11 protein-coding genes and 1 tRNA gene are annotated in these 13,501 nt (G+C 71.0%); 5 read left to right on the top strand and 7 right to left on the bottom strand.

Translation table 11 applies throughout. The features are described from left to right. Positions 1 to 717: 717 nt before the first annotated feature. Positions 718 to 2,007: a M23 family metallopeptidase gene (locus tag ACGFYY_RS08545; protein WP_393707728.1), complete on the top strand. Its 1,290-nt coding sequence runs from the start codon at positions 718 to 720 to the stop codon at positions 2,005 to 2,007. Between the two features lie 31 nt (positions 2,008 to 2,038). Here ACGFYY_RS08545 and ACGFYY_RS08540 read toward each other — a convergent pair whose 3' ends face one another. Further along, entirely contained in the window at positions 2,039 to 2,539 is a 501-nt protein-coding gene (locus tag ACGFYY_RS08540; protein ID WP_393707727.1) for a hypothetical protein, read from the bottom strand. Between the two features lie 165 nt (positions 2,540 to 2,704). On the opposite strand from ACGFYY_RS08540, the gene ACGFYY_RS08535 reads away from it, so the two are divergent. After that, positions 2,705 to 2,778, top strand: a tRNA-Trp gene (locus ACGFYY_RS08535). A gap of 129 nt (positions 2,779 to 2,907) precedes the next feature. Next, entirely contained in the window at positions 2,908 to 4,422 is a 1,515-nt protein-coding gene (locus ACGFYY_RS08530) for a PE-PGRS family protein (protein ID WP_393707726.1), read from the top strand. A gap of 31 nt (positions 4,423 to 4,453) precedes the next feature. On the opposite strand, the gene ACGFYY_RS08525 is transcribed toward ACGFYY_RS08530, so the two are convergent. Continuing rightward, positions 4,454 to 5,053, bottom strand: coding sequence for a TetR/AcrR family transcriptional regulator C-terminal ligand-binding domain-containing protein (locus ACGFYY_RS08525; protein ID WP_393707725.1), 600 nt, complete (start codon positions 5,051 to 5,053; stop codon positions 4,454 to 4,456). Between the two features lie 104 nt (positions 5,054 to 5,157). Here ACGFYY_RS08525 and ACGFYY_RS08520 point away from each other — a divergent pair, with 104 nt between their 5' ends. After that, a complete protein-coding gene (locus ACGFYY_RS08520; protein ID WP_393707724.1) occupies positions 5,158 to 6,381 on the top strand; it encodes an alpha/beta fold hydrolase in 1,224 nt (407 codons plus the stop codon). A gap of 129 nt (positions 6,382 to 6,510) precedes the next feature. Here ACGFYY_RS08520 and ACGFYY_RS08515 read toward each other — a convergent pair whose 3' ends face one another. From ACGFYY_RS08515 to ACGFYY_RS08495, 5 genes are all read right to left on the bottom strand, one after another. Continuing rightward, positions 6,511 to 7,410, bottom strand: a complete 900-nt coding sequence (locus ACGFYY_RS08515) for a hypothetical protein (RefSeq protein WP_365272773.1) — start codon at positions 7,408 to 7,410, stop codon at positions 6,511 to 6,513. Further along, positions 7,407 to 7,958 carry a SigE family RNA polymerase sigma factor gene (locus ACGFYY_RS08510; protein WP_393707723.1) on the bottom strand — a complete coding sequence of 184 codons (552 nt, stop codon included), beginning with the start codon at positions 7,956 to 7,958 and terminating at the stop codon, positions 7,407 to 7,409. The genes ACGFYY_RS08515 and ACGFYY_RS08510 overlap by 4 nt, the downstream gene beginning before the upstream one ends. A gap of 257 nt (positions 7,959 to 8,215) precedes the next feature. Further along, positions 8,216 to 9,466, bottom strand: coding sequence for a protein-glutamine gamma-glutamyltransferase (locus ACGFYY_RS08505; protein ID WP_393707722.1), 1,251 nt, complete (start codon positions 9,464 to 9,466; stop codon positions 8,216 to 8,218). A gap of 700 nt (positions 9,467 to 10,166) precedes the next feature. Then, complete coding sequence (locus ACGFYY_RS08500; RefSeq protein WP_393707721.1) at positions 10,167 to 10,565, bottom strand: VOC family protein; 399 nt, start codon at positions 10,563 to 10,565, stop codon at positions 10,167 to 10,169. 146 nt (positions 10,566 to 10,711) lie between these two features. Beyond that, positions 10,712 to 12,343 carry a N,N-dimethylformamidase beta subunit family domain-containing protein gene (locus ACGFYY_RS08495; RefSeq protein ID WP_393707720.1) on the bottom strand — a complete coding sequence of 544 codons (1,632 nt, stop codon included), beginning with the start codon at positions 12,341 to 12,343 and terminating at the stop codon, positions 10,712 to 10,714. Between the two features lie 151 nt (positions 12,344 to 12,494). On the opposite strand from ACGFYY_RS08495, the gene ACGFYY_RS08490 reads away from it, so the two are divergent. Further along, the gene (locus ACGFYY_RS08490) at positions 12,495 to 13,388 is read left to right on the top strand and encodes a hypothetical protein (protein ID WP_393707719.1); all 894 of its coding nucleotides are present in this window, start codon (positions 12,495 to 12,497) and stop codon (positions 13,386 to 13,388) included. The last annotated feature ends 113 nt before the right edge of the window (positions 13,389 to 13,501 follow it).

Here is a 13,501-nt window from a genome sequence, read left to right as displayed (position 1 = left end):
GCATGCCGGAAACTATTGGTCTGGACCAGGGTGGTCAAGGGGGCGGCCGAAACTCGCTCCGGTGTGAGGGGGTACATGCGAAGGAGGCGGCCTGCGAGCGGGGTTGGCCGACCGGCCCACTTCAGGGCCGGGCTCGCCGACCGCGGAGTCCCCTATGGCCTGGCCGTCCGGGCGGACGCGGGTGCCTGTCCGTTCGGCGCCGAGCCAGAAGCACCTCCCCGCAAGGGGCCGGTCGGCCGGAGGCGTCGGTTGAGACCCTGAGTGCGCCTGCTCCCTTTCCGGCCGTGTACGGCAACCTTCCGCATGAGAATCATGCGGTTGGCGCCCGTATCGGAGTCATGTCAGGATTGAGAGAATCGATCAGGCCTGCGCAAGCGCGACGGTCGTCCCTGCGCAGGGGCTCGCCGCTCCCTACGTCGAACCGCCAGGCAGCGGAGCCGGTTCCATCCCGTCCTGTTCTCCTGGCAGCTCTCCGCAGGTTCGGTCCGATCGGACCGAACCCGCACGTTCCGCGCGGACCGCCCCCAGCAGCTCGCCGGCGCGGCATCCAGCCGTTCGACGAAGGCGGCGCCCCGCCGCCTGGCCATGCGAGGTGGAGTGATGCACGTACAACGCTCCTGTGCGGACTCGAACGGGATCACCGAGCGGTCGGCGTCGGGAGAAGCACGCCGAGGACAACGGACGCTGCCGCACCCTGGAGGGCGGCGAAAGCGCCCGATGACGCTCTCCGCGGCGCTGGTCGCGGTGCTGCTCCTCGCGGGGGGTACCTCTGCGGCAGGAGCGTCCTCATACCCGGGTGAGCCGGCCGTCTCGGCCGGTGCACGGCCCGCCGTGAGCGTGCCGGACGCCTTCACCCCCGTGGTTGTTACACCGATCAGCGATCCGACGTTCCCCTGGCTGGGCTCGGACCAGAAGTACCACGTCTCCTACGACTTGCAGTTGACCAACGCCTCGCGGCTTCCGGCCACGCTCACCCAGGTGCAGGTGGTCGACGCCGGACGACCTGACACCGTCGTCGCCACCCTCTCCAGCCGCGAGCTGGTCGATCCCGACTGCGAGTACGGAGCCTGCAATCTGCTGCGGATGCTGCCCTCGTCGAACGCCACCGACACCGTCATGCCCCCCGGCCAGTCCCGAGCCCTGATGGTGGACCTGACATTCGACTCTCTGGACCAGGCGCCCGCCGAGGTCATGCACCGGCTGTTCCTCACAGGGCAGGCCGTGCCCCCGGCCACCAAGCCGAGCCCGATCAGCTACCTCGCCGCGCCATTCGACATCTCCGCCGGCACACCGCGGGTCATCGCACCCCCGCTGAAGGGGGACGACTGGGTCGCCGTGAACGGCTGCTGCGGCACCGGCGGGCCACACCGCCCCTCGCTCAACTCGGTGAACGGGAAGCTGGCCAACTTCCAGCGCTTCGCCATCGACTGGATGAAACTCACCGACGAGGGCACGCTCTACAGCGGTGACAAGACGAAGAACGAGAGTTACGCCGACTACGGCGAGGCGGTGTACGCGGTTGCCGACGGCACCGTGAGCTCGACGCTCGACACGGTCGAGGCAGGCACCCCCGGCATCCTGCCCGCCAACGACCCGGTCCTCGGCCCGAAGATCACCGTCAAGAACGTGGACGGCAACCACGTCATCCAGGACCTCGGCGGCGGCGTCTGGGCGATGTACGCGCATCTGATCAAAGGCAGTCTCCTGGTCGAGCCGGGAGACAAGATCAAGAAGGGCCAGAAGATCGCGGAACTGGGCAACACCGGCAACTCCAATGCCCCTCACCTGCATTTCCAGCTGATGAATGACCCGTCAGTGCTGGAGGCCGACGCCGTCCCCTACGTCATCGACCGCTTCACCTACCAGGGCCGGATCCCCTACTCGGCCTGGGTGGTCACCGACGACTACCTGAGCGGCACCTTCCTGCAGGGCAGGCTGCCCGAGGCGCAGTCCCGCACCGACGAGCTGCCCCTCGCCCTGTCCGTCGTCGACTTCCCGGGTTCGTGAGCACGTGGCGGGCGATTCCGAGGGCTCGTAGTCAAGACAGCGGCAGGCTCCAATGGCCGACGTCGTCGGCGAGGCCGGCGTCGAGGGCGAACTGGACCGCGGCCGGGTCGGAATCCCGCGGCAGCCGGAAGGCGACGAATCCCTCCACCGTGCCGCCGGGGTCGAGCGTGACCGTCTCGGGGAAGGCCGGCCCCGCGGTGGTGGGGATGTCCTCTCCGCTGAACCGGTGTCCGGTCGTGGTCAGCAGGTGCGCGGCCGATGCGGGGGAGTCCCGGTAGACAGCGGTTCCGGTGTTCTCCAGGCGGAAGCGTGTCGCGACGAGCCGCTCGTTCCCGGCGGGCTCCTGACCCGCGGGGGCGGCCGGGTCGACCACCCGCGTCAACGTGACGTCGAGCCGGAGTCCGGGCTCGCTGCCGGCGAGGGAGATCGTCTCGCCCGAGCCGCCCGGGGCCGCGCCCAGCAGGGCGGGTACGAGGAGCGCGAACGCCAGGAGCGAGCCCCGCAGGCGCCGGGCTCGTCGGCTTCGGGGCATGACGGAACCTCCCGCTCCACGGTTCCCCCCACCCACGATCCTCCGCGGCCCGAGGTTCCGCCACCCCCGGATCGGAGAGGAGCGGTGACGGAGGAACTCTCACCCGGTCGAGGTATGAATTGATTGGATCTCCGGGCGCGTTCGTGCCATGGTTGGTCCCACCGAAGGGGTGTAGCTCAGCTGGTCAGAGCGCCGGTCTCCAAAACCGAAGGCCGCAGGTTCGAATCCTGCCGCCCCTGCGACACCGACAGCACGCCTGTCGGGACGCCCGGCCGGGAGCACGTCTCCCGGCCGGGCGTCGCTGTTCCCCGGGGAGGTCGATCGCTCCGCGACCATGCCGAGATCCGAGATCGTCTACCCTTCCTCGGATGGGGACAGACGCACGAGGCTTCGACGGGCGTCGGCCGGATCGGGACTGGGGGCCGCAGGCCGCGCCGCGGCTTCGACAGGCCTGGTTGCGGGGGTTGGTTTTCAACGCGGCCGCACCGGACCGCGTCCTGATCCGGCTGCTCGACCACCCGGACGCGGCCCCCTATCTCCTGGCACGGCGCGACCTGTCGCCGGCCGTGGTCGATGCCGCGGTCGACCACCCCGACCGGCGGGTGCGCGGCCGGCTCACCGAGGTGCCCGCCTGCCTCCGGCTCTCCGCCGCCCAGTGGTCGCGCCTGGTGCTCGGCGAGACCGGCGGTGCGCGGCGCCAACTCTTCCTGGAGGTCGCGGCCCTGTCCGGGCAGGGGCTGACGCGGGAGGCGTACGAGACGCTGGCCGCGGACCCCTTCGGCCCGGTCCGGGAGGAACTGGCCCGGATGCCGGCCCTGCCCCTCCCGCTGCGCCTCGCTCTGCTGGCCGACCCGCTCCCGGGGGTGCGGGCCGCGGCGTGCGAGGCCGGCCGGCGTGACCTCGACGAGGCGGCCCGGGCCCGGCTCGCGGCCGATCCCGATCCCGCCGTGCGGAGCGCCCTCACCCTCGCCCGGCACGAGGAGGTACCGCTCACGGCCGAGTTCTTCGATGCCGCCGGGAACCGCCACCTCGCCGGGAGCTACCGGCTTGCCCCGGACCTCGTCCGACGGCTCTGCGCGGACCCGGACCCCTGGCTGCGTCGGATCCTGGCCGGCAATCCCTACCTGGAGCCCGACCTGGTCGACGTACTCGCCGCCGATCCCGACGGTGACGTACGACTCGCCGTGTCCACCCGCCCCGAGCTGGCGGAGGAGCGGCGGGCCACCGTACCGGTGGACATCGACCCCCGGACGATCCGGCGGACGATCGCGTGGGTGGAGGCGCTGCACGAGGACGAGGAGGCCATGCGCCGACTCGCGGCATCCGCGCACCTCCTGCTGCGCAGCAGTGTCGCCACAGCCCGGCGACTGCCGCCGGACGTCGTGGCACGGCTGGCCCGGGACGAGGACCGGGTCGTACGGCTCTTCCTCGCCGAGCGCTGCGAGGACGCTCCGGCGGACCTGCTGCTGGAGGTGTGGCAGTGGTGGAACGGGAGCTACTCCACCCCCGACCGACCCTACGGGCACCCGAACTTCCCGCGGCGCGACCTGCTCCGGTACGCCGACGACCCGCATCCGCGGCTGCGGCAACTGGCCCTGGACGATCCGGACTCGACGGCCGACCTGGTGGAACGGTTCAGCGGGGACGAGGACGCCGAAGTACGGCTGCGCGCCGCCACCGACCCCCGGCTCTCGCCGGACTCGGTGGTACGGCTGCTCGACGACCCGGACAGCGGCGTACGGGCGATGGCGGCGCGGCACCCACGGGTGCCGGTACCCCTCCTCTTCGAGCTGCTCGGTGACGAGGGGACGGCGGAGGTCGCGGCCCGGAACCCGGTGCTGCCGGTCGCCGTCATGGAGCGGATGACCGCGACAGGGGCGTGAGGCGCGCAGCCGACCCGCATCGCCGCGGAGCTCACCGAGAAGTGGGCGGGGGTCCGCCGGCGCTGCCGAGAAGTCTGTCCACGAGGAGTTGTGGGTAGCCGGTGGCCGGCACGCCGATGCCGAAGATGGCCCGGATGTAGAAGGGCGCGACCAGCTGGTCGAGGATCTGCTCCAGCGGCGGCGGGTGCTCGCCCCGGGCCATGGCCCGCTCACGGATCTGCTCGATGGAACGCATGCGGCGCCGGAAGTGCGGGGCGCGCTCGCTCCGCTCCTGCGTGCTTCTCGGCATGGACAGGACGACGGCGCGTACGAGGGCGTGCCCCTCGGGCGTGTCCATGCTCGCGGTGCTGGCTTCGGCCCAGGCGATGAGGTCGCCGCGCAGGCTGCCGGTGTCCTTCAGCGGGGAGTCGCGCTCCAGGCGGGTGGTCACCGTGTCGGCCAGCAGCGCGTCGAGGCCGCCCCAGCGCCGGTAGAGGCTGGTGTGGTTGACGCCCGCGCGTTGCGCGATCGCGGGGATGGTCAGGTCCTCGCCCTCCGGCGCCGAGAGGAGGTCGAGGACCGCTTGGTGGACGGCTGCGCGGACCTGTTCAGGGCTTCTTCGGACGCGCGCGTCCGGTTGTTTCCGAGTCACGCCTTCATCTTAAGCACAGATATTTGCTTCTGATGGGGCGAGGTCCTACAGTCGATCTCGCAAGCACATATCTGTGCTTGTCGTTCCGACCGGAGGAGACCGCCATGAAGCAGCTGCTGTTCCCGAACAACACCCAGTTCTGGTACGAGACCCTGCGCTCGATGAGCCACATCGCCTACGGCGGCGCCGACTTCGGCGAGGTCGTCTCCACCGCCGCGCGGATCACCGAGGGCGACTACGACAGCTGGTACACCGAGTGGTTCGCGACCGCCGGCCGGGTGTCGGCGGAGGCCCGGAAGGCCCTGGCGGCCGGTCACCGGGTCAGCGCCCGTGACGGGTTCCTGCGAGCCTCGAACTACTACCGGTCGGCGGAGTTCTTCCTGCACGGCAAGGACTGCGACCCGCGCCACGACCACGCCTACGACCGCTCCGTGGAGTGCTTCAGGGCCGCCGCGGCCCTCTACGCCGACCCGCGCATCGAGCCGGTCCTGATCCCGTACGAGAACACCACGCTGCCCGGCTACCTCTACCGGGTCGACGACTCGGGCACCCCCCGGCCGACGCTGATCATGCACAACGGCTTCGACGGCACCGCCGAGGAGCTGCACTTCTTCGGGGCGATGGCCGCCGTCGAGCGGGGCTACACCGTGCTCGCCTTCGACGGCCCCGGCATGCCCGGACCGCGTCACCACCAGGGCCTCGTCTTCCGCCCGGACTGGGAGAACGTCATCACCCCGGTGATCGACTTCGCGGAGACGATCCCGGAGGTCGACAACAGCCGCATCGCACTGGTCGGCCTCAGCATGGGCGGAGTCCTCGCCCCCCGGGCCGCCGCGTTCGAACACCGGCTGGCCGCGCTGATAGCCGTCGACGGCCTCTACGACCTCGGTCAGACCTCCGTCCGCAACATCCCCGGTGACCGCGAGGAAGCCGAACGCCTCCTGCGGGCGGACTCCGCCCCGGAACTCGACGCCGCCATCGACCAGATCATGGAAAAGGACCCGATCGCCCGCTGGGCGCTCAACCACGGCATGTACGTCATGGGGGTCGACACCCCCCGCGCCTTCAACGCCTCCTACCTCGACTACACCCTCGCCGGCGGGATCGCCGAGCGGATCCAATGCCCCACCCTCGTCTGCGACGCCGAGGAGGACATGTTCTTCCAGGGCCAGCCCGAGCAGCTCTACGACCACCTCACCTGCCCCAAGACCCTCATGCTCTTCACCGCGGAGGAAGGCGCCGGAGCCCACTGCCACCCCGGCGCCATGCGTCTCGCCAACGCCCGCATCTACGACTGGCTCGACGACACCCTCACCCACACCCCCTGACGCCCACCGCACCCCCACCCGACCGCGCCGTACCCCGCCGGACGGCGGACGAGCGCGGGGCCTTGTCCGTACCGTGCACCCGTCGGTGCTACGAGATCGGCCGACGCGATCGTCGCCGACCTCTCCCCGTCACCGGGCCGTACCCGAAGAGGTCGGCGCCGACGAGGGCGCAACCGGCCGGCCCAGAGCCGAAGAGGGCGTTCCGCACGGGGCTCCGGGAATGAGGTTCGGGTCCGGGTCGGGGGCGGTCGTCGTGTCCGGGCCGTCCGAAGGGTGTTCGCCGCCGGTCCGGCACCACGGCGGCGTACGGTCCCTGAACTGCTGTTTTCCGTCGGCCGCCACGGATGCCCCCAAGGGGCTGCCCGCCGCGTCGAAGGCCTGCACCTGAACCTGCTGACGGATGCTCGCCGGGACGAGTACGGCGAAGAAGCGCGTGTCGGGCGCGGTCGGGGTCACGACGGTCTCCGCCTCCGGTCCGGAACCGTTGGGGAGCACCACCTTGACCCGTGTCGCACCTGGCGGGGCGACCCCGACGACCGTGAACGGCTCGTCGGCCGTCCTTCCCGCGCTGCTCGACGATGCCGCGGCCCAATGGACCGCGGCGTCCCCGGTGGGGAAGCACGCGGCGATTCCGATCAGCGTGTTCCGAGAGACCAGGCATGCCTGGCCCTGCCGGCCCTCGGCCGAACCCACCTGCCATTCGACCCCGGCGTGCGTCCCGCGCGCGACCCGGTAGACCGTGCCGGGCACCGTCTCGTAGCCCGGCAGCTCCACGATCGGTGACTCGACGGAGGAAGCCGCCGGCCCCTCGGACGGCTGCCCGCCGCCGCCCGGCAGCGCGACCACGATGCCGACCGACGTCGCTGCCAGGGCGGCGAGCGACGCACCCACCATGGCCCGGTTCCTGCGCCGACGGCGACGGACGGCCGTCTCGACGCGGTCGAACGGATCACCCGTCGGCCGGTACCCGTCGATGACCTCGTCGATCGATTCCTTCAACACCCGCTCCGCACCGTTCATGCCGCTCATCGCGCGGCCTCCCCTCGGGCCAGACGAAAATCGGATACCGCTTCAGGGGCCGCCTGGAGCGCGGCCGAGCCGCGAAGCGCCGAAAGTCCGCGCGACGCTTGGGACTTGACGCTGCCGATCGAGCATCCGAGCAGTTCCGCGACCTGGCGTTCCGACAGGTCCTCGACGTAGCGCAGCACCACGACCACGCGCTGACGCGCGGGCAACCGCGCCAGCGCCCGGCGCAGTTCGTCGCGCTGGGCACTGCCGTGGCCGGGATCGGACTCCGGATGACTCGCGATGTCCGGGACACGCCCGAGGACCCGCTCGCTCCACCAGCGACGCCGACCCGCCGTCACGGCCAGGTTGACGAGCGTGCGGCGGACGTAGGCCTCGGGCCGCTCGACCGCCACCCTGCCGCGCATGCGCCAGAAGCGGACCAATGCCTCCTGTGTGAGGTCTTCCGCGCGTCCGACGTCCAACGTCAGCCCGTACGCGAAGCGCACGAGAGGCCCCCAGCGGGCCCGTGTGAACTCGGCGAATTCCGCGTCACCGACAGCACTTTGCATGTCCCCTCCTCTGAGCTCACCCTCTCGACGACCTGGACCGGCGGTGAGGTTGAGTGATCCGGGACACATGCGCTTGAACTCGCGTCCCGTCGCCACCCACTGTCCCGATGCCATGGCACGGCCCACGGTGTCTCGGCTCCACCACCCGCTGAGCCTTCGGAGGGTGCCCGGGAGCTCTCACGCCCCCGGGCACCACCGTGCGGTCCGCCGTGCGTCATCGACGGGTCGCCCCGCTCCGTGTGGTGAGGGGCGGGATGCTACGGCCAGCCCTGCTTCACCTTGGCGGGGGCGGTGTTCCAGCTCTTGGGTATGAAGGTGACGATGTAGGTTCCGCGGTCGAAGTCCGTGTAGCCGCCGGCCCAGCTGCGGAACTTGCTCTCATACACCTGCATGGGTCCCATGGCGCCGCCGGGCGAGTGATAGTGATTGGCGTGGGTCCATATGGTGTTGTCGGGGTTTGCTTCTTTCTGGTCCCCGAACCAGCCGTAGTCGAAGTTGACGTAGCTCTCGCCGGGCGCGGCGGGGCTCCGTGAGGTGTTCCTGTCCTTCGACATGTCGACCAGCCCTGTGTTCCGGTCGGGTCGGAAAGCCTCAGGGTCACCGTACTTCCGCTTGTCGGAGGAGGCCCTGGGGTCCTGTCCGCTCCAGAAGTGCTTCGAGTAGATGACCGCCTTCATCATGGACGGGTCGTGGTTGCCCCCGTTCCTTTCCTTGAAGGAAGGCGTGTTCCTCAGGGCTGAGTAGAAGTTCGAACGGCTGCCCTCTTCGGACAGGGCGTCGTTCTTCTTCGTGAGTTCCGCCTTGAGGTTGCTGAGATAGGTGCCCTCGTCGTGGGCGTTCTCCAAGGCCTTGTTCATGACGGACGCGACATCACGAGCCCGGTCGAACCCCTTCGTCTCGTCGAAGCTCTGCTTGGCGACGCGTCCCTCGAACTCGGCACGCGTCTCGCCCGGTCGTGGGCCGGTGTTCTCCAGAGCGTCCTTGTACCGGTCCTCGTCGAAGGACGCGAAGGCCAGTTTGTTCGTCGGGTAGGGGCCCGAATTGACCCAGGTGACGCCGACGCATCCGTAGGACAACTGCTCTCGCTGCGCCTCGGTCATCTGCTGAGGTCGGCCGTCGCGGTGACTGTAGGTCTGCTGCCACTTGCGTATGTAATTGCTGATACCGGTGGCGGCCCTGTCCCCGCGGGCCCGGTACGCGTCGGGCAGGCTGCCGAGCGGTTCGGCGGGAGGTGTCACCCGGTCGTCGGCCGTCGCGGAGGTCCCGGGGGACTCGCCGGCGCTCGGCGGTAATCCCGTCGGATGGCCCGGCCGACCTGAGTTCAGAGCCTTTTCGTTCACCGCGTTGATATGCCTGATGTCATCCGTGGTCAGGCCGTGCGTTTCGGCGTAGGACCCACCCCCGTCGGCGGCGCTGCCGACCGCCTGGCTGACCGAGGGCGCGAGACCGGCGGTGCACATGACGACACCCACCGTGGTGAGGGCGAGAAACCCCGAGCGTTTGTACATGTGGATCGAGAACTCCTTCTGGAGTGGAATGTGCGCATGCAGGGCATGCGGGAGAGCGGCACGGTGGAGGGGAACGCGGCGAGCCGATGATCAGGCCGGAGCCGCCGCGCACGCACGAGGTGGCCATGTCTTGCTACGAGAAGCGAGCATTGCCCGCTGCCGACCCGGTGACAACAGCGTGGCTGCAAAATCGGCCACACTGTCCGATAGGGCGGTATTCAGTCATCAAGGTGGGCGAGCCCGGCATCGGTACACGGAGCGGGAGCGTTCGCCTGCCTCTGGCATATGGCCCGCGGCGAGGTCGGCAACGGCGACCTCGGAACTCCTGAACGGTGTCGCGCGACGGCGCTGTCGGCCGGGCTGCAGCGCCTCGTGTGCCGGCGACGGCGATCCGCACGCGCAGGCTCCGGTCCCTGCGCTCCGGGTCTCGACCGGACGAACGCCCACCGGAAGGACCGCAAGATCCTCGCCAGTTCCTGCGGCGGGCCGCCGGCCGCTGAACTGTTCGTTCCAGGGCTGTCGTTCGCCCTCGGCCTCCGGAGAAGGGCCGGTTGCGATCTCTGGACCTCCGGCTCCGGCTCCGGCTCTTGGAGTCGACGCGGGGTGACGGGCCCAGGTCTGCGAGGTCGGCGGCGGTGAGGGCTGAGTGGAGGACCCATGCCTCACCGCCCGCCTGCCCGGTCGGGCTACTCGGCCGGGGCTACTCGGCCTCGGGCTCCTGGTAGCCGTACGGGCGCGTGATGATCTCCATCCCGTGACCGTTCGGGTCCGTGAAGTACACCCCGCGGCCCCCGTCGTTGTGGTTGATCTCGCCGGGGTGCCGGCCGTGGGGATCGGCGAAGTACGGGACCCGCGCCGACCGGATCTTCGCGAACGCCACGTCGAACTCCTCCTCGGAGAGGAGGAACGCGTAGTGCTGCACGGTGATGGACTCGGCCGGGACGGTCGCGAAGTCCAGGGTGACGCCGTTCGCGGTCTCGACGGGGACGAAGGGTCCCCACTCGGTCCCGACCTCCAGGCCGAGGACGTGGGCGAGGAAGGTGGCGGACTCCCGGTTGTCACGGGAGTGGACGATCGTGTGGTTCAGCTGGACGGACATGGGTGGATGCCTCCGAAAGGCACGTCACGGCACCTCCATGCCTCACCCGGTCGGTGACCGACACGCGATGCCGTGATCACGATCCTAGACACCGCCTTCGGGTGAAGTCCACCGCTCCGCCCGCCGTCCGCCACCGATGCCTCGGCTCACGAACTCCCGTACACGGCCTTGACGTTGTCCTGTGCCGGATGGGTCCGGCCGGCCGGACCCGCCGCGAACACCCGCAGGAGGTTCTCCGTCACCCGGGTGGTCAGCGCCCCCGAGCGCGCGTCCAGACCGTGGTTGCGTCCGCCGCGCCCGTCGCCCGTCGCGTCCAGGGCCTCCACCCACCGCATCGTCCCCGTCGCGAACACCCCCGCCCCGCTCGGCACCGTGTAGTAGGCCGTGTCCTGGTGGCTGGGCCGCCCTTCGCACACCACGGGGGAGTGGGCCAGGATCTCGATCGGCCGCGGCGTGGGGAAATCGAGGGAGACCTTGTCGTACTCGACCCCCACCAGATGCTCGAAGCGGTCGCCCGCCCGCGCGCCGGTGCCCTCGAAGAGCCAGTGCCCGGGGTTGGTCACCACGTACGGGGCGTCCACCGGATAGCCGTCGTAGATCACGCCGAGCAGCGAGCTCTCCGGATCCGCGCCGGGCGCCGAACGGAAGTCCACCGTCGCCGGTTGGCCCCGCTTGAAGGCCGGGTCCTGCGCGTAGGAGGACTTGTAGCAGACCAGCGTCCGGTCCGGCCCGAGGTCGGAGGCCTCCAGGCGGATCCGGCGGTAGCAGCAGTTCGCGCCCAGGATCGCGATGTTGGTGCCGGCGTCGCGGGCGGCCGCGAAATGCGCCCGCTGCTCCGGTGACCAGTACTCGTCGTGTCCGAGCGAGAGCACCGCCGCCGCGCCCTCCAGGAGCCGCTTCTCCCGTGCCACGTCGGTGGTGGTCGTGTAGGCGAGGGGTATGCCGAGTCGCTCGGCCAGCGCGATCAGCGGAGCCTCGTACACCAGGAACAGGCCCGCGCCGTCGTCGTACTCGTACGGGCGGTCGAAGCTCACGGCGAGGGAGCGGGAGGCGAATCCGCCGTGGGGGCCGTCGTAGCTGCCGTAGCCGCCCCACCGGTTGTACGCCTGCCAGGTGGCCACCGCGTTGACCACGACGGTGCGGCCGACGGTGGTCGCTGAGCGGACGGTGAGGGGGACGTAACGCCGACCCTCACCGCCCTGCGCGTCCAGCCGTAGCAGGTAGCAGCCCTCCGGCCAGTCCTTCGTCTCGACCGTGGCGCTACGGGCCCACCGCGTGCGGACCGTCCTGGTCCCGGCGTCCACCGTCGGCTCCGGCTGCCGGGCTCCGGGCAGGGCCTCGGAGCGCCACACCAGACGCGCGCGGGCTCCGCCGTACCAGCCCATCCGGTAGGCGGAGACGGTGAACCGGGGCGCGGTCGTCGACACGTGCAGCCCGAAGGACTCGCCGGGCAGGACGCTGACCTTGTCCGCGAACCCCTCGACGGCCCGCGCCGGGCCGGCCTTGCCCACGGGCCAGTCGGCATGGCCCGGCAGGGCGTTCTCGGCCTTGACGTCGAGACCCGGTGTGCCGGCCGGGGACGGCTTCCCGCCGGGCGCGGCGGACTGCGACACCGCCGCGGGCCGTGTCCCGGATCCGCCGTCGCGTTCACCGTTCGTGCAACCGGCCACGGCCCCGAGTCCCGCGGCGGTGGCCGCCCCCGTCGCGATCCCGAGGAACCACCGCCTGCCCGCGCCTTCGCCGTCCCCGGCGCGGCCGGCCATGTACTGCTGATCCATGCGAGGCACGTTATGTGATGCTCGGGCCCACGCTTCCACCGGCTGCCCGGAACCGGCCCGCACACGAGGCGGCACCCACCGACGGCCCTCGGCGCCGCGCACCACGGCCCCTGTAGGGTCGGCAATCAATCGACTCCGGGGGGACCACGAGATGACATACGCCGGCACACACCGACCGGGCACCGTACGGCAGTTGTGGCAACTGCTCGAACCCGTCCACGCCGTCGTCTACTTCACACCCGAGGCCTACGAGGAGGCGGCCGCGCTCGGCTACGCCACCGACGACCGGTGGCCGATGTACTTCGCCTACCGGGCCGCACCGCTCGGTCCGGCCGGACCGGGGCTCGTCACCTCCCTCTTCTACAGCCTCAGCCCCCGCATGGTGGACCAGTACCTCGCCGAGTCCTGGCGCACCGCGGAGCCCGCCCGGGTCCTGGAGGCCCGCGCCGTCGCCGCCGACCGCTCCTTGCGCGGCCTGCTCGGCGAGCGCACCGCCTCCCCGGACCTGGCCGAGGCCGCACACCTCGCCCGGCGCGCCGCCGAGGCCGCCGGCACGGGCGGGCGTCCGCTGGCCGCCGCCAACGCCGCCCTGCCCTGGCCGACCGCACCGCACGCCGTGCTCTGGCACGCGGCGACGATCCTGCGCGAGCACCGCGGGGACGGCCACCTCGTCGCCCTCCAGGCCCACCACCTCGACCCGGTCGAGTCCCTGGTCCTGCAGTCAGGTGTCGGAGCCGCCCCGGCGCAATGGTTCGAGAGCCGCCGCTGGTCGGCCGACGAGTGGGACGCCGCGCGCGAGCGGCTCGACTCCCGGGGCCTGCTGGCCGAGGACGGCTCGGCCACCGAATCCGGGCTGGCGCTGCGCACCGCCGTGGAGAAGCTCACCGACGAACTCGCCTCGGAGCCGTGGTCGGCACTGACCCCGCAGGACGTGGCACGCCTCGCGGACCTGCTCCTGCCGCCGGTCCTCGACATCGTCGGCGCCGGGATCCTGCCGACCCAGGGCACCCTGGGCATCGGCGTGAAGTACGACTACGAGGACTGATCCCCCGGGGAGCACCTCGGGCCCACGGCGGCGGACGAGAACGCGATCATTGTTCTCGAAACCGGAGCGCACCGGCACCACACCGCCGGTGCGCGTTCGGCCCGACCTCGGCC

Origin of the sequence: Streptomyces sp. NPDC048331 (genome assembly GCF_043201215.1) — a bacterium.
In the GTDB taxonomy this organism is placed as follows: Bacteria; Actinomycetota; Actinomycetes; order Streptomycetales; family Streptomycetaceae; genus Streptomyces.
Note: the sequence above shows the minus strand (reverse complement) of the source record. Positions and strands in the feature narration are given on the sequence as shown.

Coding starts and splice junctions, on each gene's coding strand:
- ACGFYY_RS08545 (WP_393707728.1), top strand. CDS start 718: ATGACGCTCTCCGCGGCGCTGGTCGCGGTGCTGCTCCTCGCGGGGGGT.
- ACGFYY_RS08540 (WP_393707727.1), bottom strand. CDS start 2,539: ATGCCCCGAAGCCGACGAGCCCGGCGCCTGCGGGGCTCGCTCCTGGCG.
- ACGFYY_RS08530 (WP_393707726.1), top strand. CDS start 2,908: ATGGGGACAGACGCACGAGGCTTCGACGGGCGTCGGCCGGATCGGGAC.
- ACGFYY_RS08520 (WP_393707724.1), top strand. CDS start 5,158: ATGAAGCAGCTGCTGTTCCCGAACAACACCCAGTTCTGGTACGAGACC.
- ACGFYY_RS08515 (WP_365272773.1), bottom strand. CDS start 7,410: ATGAGCGGCATGAACGGTGCGGAGCGGGTGTTGAAGGAATCGATCGAC.
- ACGFYY_RS08510 (WP_393707723.1), bottom strand. CDS start 7,958: ATGCAAAGTGCTGTCGGTGACGCGGAATTCGCCGAGTTCACACGGGCC.
- ACGFYY_RS08505 (WP_393707722.1), bottom strand. CDS start 9,466: ATGTACAAACGCTCGGGGTTTCTCGCCCTCACCACGGTGGGTGTCGTC.
- ACGFYY_RS08500 (WP_393707721.1), bottom strand. CDS start 10,565: ATGTCCGTCCAGCTGAACCACACGATCGTCCACTCCCGTGACAACCGG.
- ACGFYY_RS08495 (WP_393707720.1), bottom strand. CDS start 12,343: ATGGATCAGCAGTACATGGCCGGCCGCGCCGGGGACGGCGAAGGCGCG.
- ACGFYY_RS08490 (WP_393707719.1), top strand. CDS start 12,495: ATGACATACGCCGGCACACACCGACCGGGCACCGTACGGCAGTTGTGG.